Raw genomic sequence first — 5348 nt, forward strand, 5'->3', positions numbered from 1 at the left:
CCCGGCTGCGTGAACTCCGTCTCATGCACCAACACCGCGTCCGCACTGTCCTCGGGAGCGAACACCACCGCGGCCAACGGCACCCTCAGATGCGGATCCAACGCCGCGCACACCTCGTCGAACGCCTCCCGGAACACCGGGAACGCCCCGTACAACTGACGCCCCATCGCAATCCGCTGACTGCCCTGCCCCGTGAACAACACCGCCAGCTCACCACCGACGACGGAACCCTCGACGACATCACGATGCGCCCGACCATCCGCCAACGCCCGCAGGGCGTCGACCAGTTCGTCGCGGTCGGTGGCCGGCACGCCCGCCCGGAACTCGAAGTGCGTGCGGTGCAGTGCCGCCGTCGCCACGACATCGGCCGACAACACGTCCGGCCGTCCGGCGATCCAGTCCGCCCAGCGTCCCGCCTGGGCGCGCACGGCTTCCTCGCTCTGCCCCGACAGCACCAGGGGGGCGGGGACCGGGTCGGTCCCGGCGGTCTTCGCCGGCCGTGCGTCGCGTACCGGCGGCTCCTCCAGGATCAGGTGGGCGTTGGTGCCGCTGAGCCCGAAGGAGGAGACACCGGCGCGGCGGGGGCGTGCCGTGTCGCGTGCCCAGGGCCGTGCCTCGTCGAGCAGCCGGAGCCCACTGCCGTCCCACTCGATGTGCGGGCTGGGCTCGTCCACGTACAGGGTCTTCGGAAGGGTCTCGTGCTGAAGCGCGAGAACCATCTTCATCACGCCCGCGACGCCCGCGGCCGCCTGCGCGTGGCCGATGTTCGACTTCGACGAGCCCAGGTACACCGGCCGGTCCTCGTCGCGTCCCGGGCCGAACACCTCGGCCAGGGCCCCGGCCTCGATCGGGTCGCCGAGCGGGGTTCCGGTGCCGTGCGCCTCGATGGCGTCGATGTCGGCCGGTGCGAGGCGGGAGGCTTCGAGGGCGTCGTGGATCACCCGCTGCTGCGAGGGTCCGTTGGGGGCGGTGAGGCCCTGGCTGCGACCGTCCTGGTTGACGGCACTGCCCCGCAGCACCGCCAGCACCCGGTCCCCGTCGCGCTCGGCGGCCGACAGCCGCTTCAGCACGAGGATGCCGACGCCGTCCGACCAGCCGGCGCCGTCGGCCCGGGCGGAGAAGGACTTGCAACGCCCGTCCGGCGCCATGCCCTTGAGCCGGGAGAACTCCACGAAGAGCCTCGGCGTGCTCATGATGGTGACACCGCCGACGAGGGCGAGTTCGCACTCGCCCTGGCGCAGGGCGGTGGCCGCGAGGTGCATGGCCACGAGCGACGACGAGCACGCGGTGTCTATGGTCACGGCCGGGCCCTGGAGGCCGAGCGCGTACGACACCCGGCCCGAGACCACGCTGCTGGCGTTGCCCGTGCTGACGTACCCGTCGAACGCGTCGAGCTCGCGCCCCTGCTCGCCGTAGTCGGAGCTCATGGCGCCGAGGTAGACGCCGGTGCTGCTTCCGGTCAGTGCGTCGGGCCGGATGCCGGCCCGCTCCAGCGCCTCCCAGGCCGTTTCGAGCACGAGCCGCTGCTGCGGGTCCATCGACAGCGCCTCGCGCTGGGAGATCCCGAAGAACGCGGCGTCGAAGCCCTCGACGTCGTGGATGAACCCGCCCTCGCGGGCGTAGCTCTTGCCGACGGCCTCGGGGTCGGGGTCGTAGACGTCGAGCTTCTCCCAGCGCGACGGGAGTCCACTGACGGCGTCGCCGCCGGACGACAGCAGCTCCCAGTAGTCCTCGGGGGTCTCGATGCCGCCGGGCAGCCGGCAGGCCATGGACACGACCGCGATGGGGTCGTCGGACGCGGTGGCCCTGCGGCGGCCGCGCTTCGGCGCGGTCTTCCCCGCGCCGTCGGTGAGCGCGAGCCGTTCGAGGAGCAGCGCGGCGATGGCCGTGGGGGTGGGGTGGTCGAAGGCGAGGGTCGAGGGCAGCGTGAGACCGGTCTCGGCCGAGAGCCGACGCCGCAGCTCCACCGCCATCAACGAGTCGATCCCCAACTCCTTGAGCACCTGCTGCGCACCGATCCCGTCCGCATCGGACACACCCAGAACCACAGCAGCCTCACGCTGGACAAGACGGGTGAGCCAAGCCGAACGCTCCGTCTCCGGAAGGACCGCCAACTGCTCACGCAGGCCCGACGGCGTCGCCCCGGACTCCCCCGCACGCCTGCGCGGAGCCCGGACCAGAGCGCGCAGCAGCGCCGGGATCTCATCGGGTCGGCGCAGCAGCGGCGCCAACTCCAGCTTGATCGGGACGAGATGGGCACGGGGCTCGGCGAGTGCGGCGTCGAGGGCCGCCAATCCCTGCTTGTCGGTGAGCGCACCGACGCCCTCCCGGTGCATACGGGCCAGCTCGGCCCGGCCCAGGGACGCGGTCAGGCCGGTACCGGCCTGCTGCCACAGCCCCCAGGACACACTGGTCGCGGGAAGCCCCTGAAGCCTGCGGTGGGCGGCGAGCCCGTCCAGGAAGGCGTTGGCAGCCGCGTAACCGGCCTGCCCGGCACCGCCCAGCACACCCGCGGCCGAGGAGAACAGGACGAACGCGGCCAGGTCGAGGTGCTGGGACAGCTCGTGCAGATGTGCCGCACCCGCCGCCTTGGGGGCCCACACCGAGGCCAGTCTTTCCGCGTCCTGCGCGGTCAGCAGCCCGTCGTCGAGCACGGCGGCGAGGTGGAAGATTCCGGTCCAGGGACGCTCGGTGCCGGTGTCGGTGTCGGTGCCGGTGTCGGCGAGTACTGCCGCGATCTGGTCGCGGTCCGACACGTCGCAGGCCACCAGGCGTACGGTCTCGGCTCCGGCGGCCGTGAGTTCCGCCGTCAGCTCCTGGGAGCCGGGGGCGTCCTGGCCGCGTCGCGAGGTCAGCACCAGGTGCCGCACCCCGTGCACACGCACCAGGTGCCCGGCCACCGCACGGCCCAGCTCACCCGTACCACCCGTGATCAGCACCGCACCGGACGGATCCAGCACCGGCCGCTCACCGGCGACACTGTTACTGCTGTCGGCACCGGCCCCGGTCACGCCCACCAGACGCGCGACCCGTACCTCGCCCTCGCGTACCGCCACCTCCGGCTCGCCCGCGACGGCAAGCGCGCGCTCCGCGTCGGCGGCCGGCGTCTCGACGTCCACCAGCCGGATCGCACGCTCGGGGTGCTCGCTGCGCGCCGTGCGCAGCAGCCCCCACAGCGGGGCGTGCACCAGGTCGCGCACCCCGTCACCGGCATCCACCGCACCGGAGGTGAGCCACACCAACTCGGTTTCTTCCAGGCGCTGTTCGGATATCAGCTGCTGAACGAGGCTCAGCGTCCGGGTCGTCTCCACGAGGCCGTCGCCGAAACCGCCCACGGGGTCGCCGGCGGAGCCGCCGTCCGGACCGGTGGTGTCGATGACGAGGCGAAGCGGCGCGGGCGTGCCGTCGTCCAGGCGTGCGGACACCTCGTCGACGGTGCAGAAGCCCTCCGCGTCCAGGGCGCGGGCCACCTCGCCGTTGCCGCCGAGTACCCAGACCTCCCCGTCCGGTGCCTCCTCCAGCACGCGGGGGGCCCTGAATTCGACGCGGTAGAGGTGCTCGACCGACTCACCGGCACGGATCTGCTCGGCGCTCGCCTCACGAATGCGCAGGCCCTGCGCGACGGCGACCGGGGCACCGGTGCCGTCGGCCACCACGAGCGAAATGTTCTCGCCCGTCGCGGATTCCGCCTCGATGCGTACGCGCAGTTCGGTGGCGCCGGTCGCGTACAGCTCGACACCGGTCCACTCGAACGGCAGGAACACCGGCTTCTCGGCCCCGTCCGCCTCCTGCCGCACGCCCATCAGGGTGTGCAGGGCGGCGTCCAGGAGTGCGGGGTGGATGCCGAAGTCGTCGGGCCGGAGCCCCTCGGGGAGGCGGACGGTCCCGTACGCGGTGTTCCCCTTGCGCCACAGTTCGGTCAGGCCCTGGAAGGCGGGGCCGTACTCCAGGCCACGGGCACGGAAGTCCTCGTAGAACCCGTCCAGTACGACCTGCTCTGCACCCGCAACCGGCCACTGCACCAGTTCGGCGGCCGCCTCCGGAACCGCGGACTGCGTGTGCCCCAGCTCACCGGCGGCATGCTGACGCCACGGAGCATCCTCGGACACGTCCTCACCCCGGCTGTAGACCGCCACCGGCCGACGCCCCTGCGAAGTTTCCGCTCCGACGACGACCTGGAGGCGGAGGGGGGTCTCGTCGGTCAGGACGAGCGGTTCGAGGAGGGTGAGTTCCTCGACGGCCGAGGCCCCTACGTGGTGGGCCGCGGTCAGCGCCAGTTCGAGCAGTCCGGTGCCGGGGACGAGAACGGTCCCGAACGCGGCGTGCTCGGCCAGCCACGGCTGGTCGGTGAGGGAGAGGCGGCCGGTGAGCAGGTGGCCCTCGCCGTCGGCGAGTGCGAGGGCTGCGCCGAGCCAGGGGTGTCCGGAGGCGTCCAGGCCCATGGAGCGCACGTCACCGGACGTCTTCGGGGTGTCCATCCAGTAGTGCTCGTGCTGGAAGGCGTAGGTGGGCAGGTCGGGCAGGGGGTTCTTGCCGACGTTCGGGGCGGTTCCGAGGGCCTGGTTCCAGTCGATGGCGTGGCCCTGGACGTGGAGGAGGCCGAGGTTGCGCAGGAGCTGCGCGGTGGTCCCGTGGTCGCGGGCGAGGGAGCCCACGACGATCCCGCCCCGCTCCGCGCTGCCGTCGGTCAGCGGCATGGACAGCACCGGGTGGGCGGAGATCTCGACGAAGACGGTGTGGCCGTCGTCGAGGAGGTGGTTGAGGGCGCGGTCGAAGCGGACGGGTTCGCGCAGGTTGCGGCACCAGTAGGTACCGTCCAGGTCGGTGCCGTCGGACACCTCACCCGTCACCGTGGAGTAGAACGCGATCCGGGCCTGCTGCGGGGCGAGGCCCTCGAAGTCGGAGGCGAGGCCCGGCAGGAGCGGGTCCATCTGGGCGTTGTGGGAGGCGTAGTCCACGTTGATCTTGCGGGCGTAGACATCCCGTTCCTGGAGCTCGGCCACGATCTGCTCGATCGCGTCCGCCCGGCCGGAGATGATCGTCGACCCCGCGGTGTTCACCGCCGCGACGGACAGTGCGTCCCCGTACGGGGCGAGGAATTCCTCCACCACCGCGACGGGGCGTTCGATGAGGGCCATGCCGCCCTGTCCGGCGCAGGCCAGGACAGCCCGGGAGCGCTGGGCGACGATCTGCGCACCCTGCTCCAGGGTGAGAGCGCCGCTCACGACCGCGGCGACCACCTCGCCCTGCGAATGACCGACCACGGCGGCCGGCTCCACACCCAACGACCGCCACAGCGCGGACAGGGCCACACCCATCGCGAACAGCGCGGGCTGGACCACGTCCAC

1 protein-coding gene is annotated in these 5348 nt (G+C 72.3%); it reads right to left on the reverse strand.

Annotated elements, in window-relative coordinates:
- On the reverse strand, positions 1–5348 hold a 5348-nt coding region (locus tag ABZZ04_RS39135), incomplete at both ends, for a beta-ketoacyl synthase N-terminal-like domain-containing protein (RefSeq protein WP_356937008.1).

Origin of the sequence: Streptomyces sp. NPDC006435 (assembly GCF_040612315.1) — a bacterium.
Taxonomy (GTDB): Bacteria; Actinomycetota; Actinomycetes; order Streptomycetales; family Streptomycetaceae; genus Streptomyces.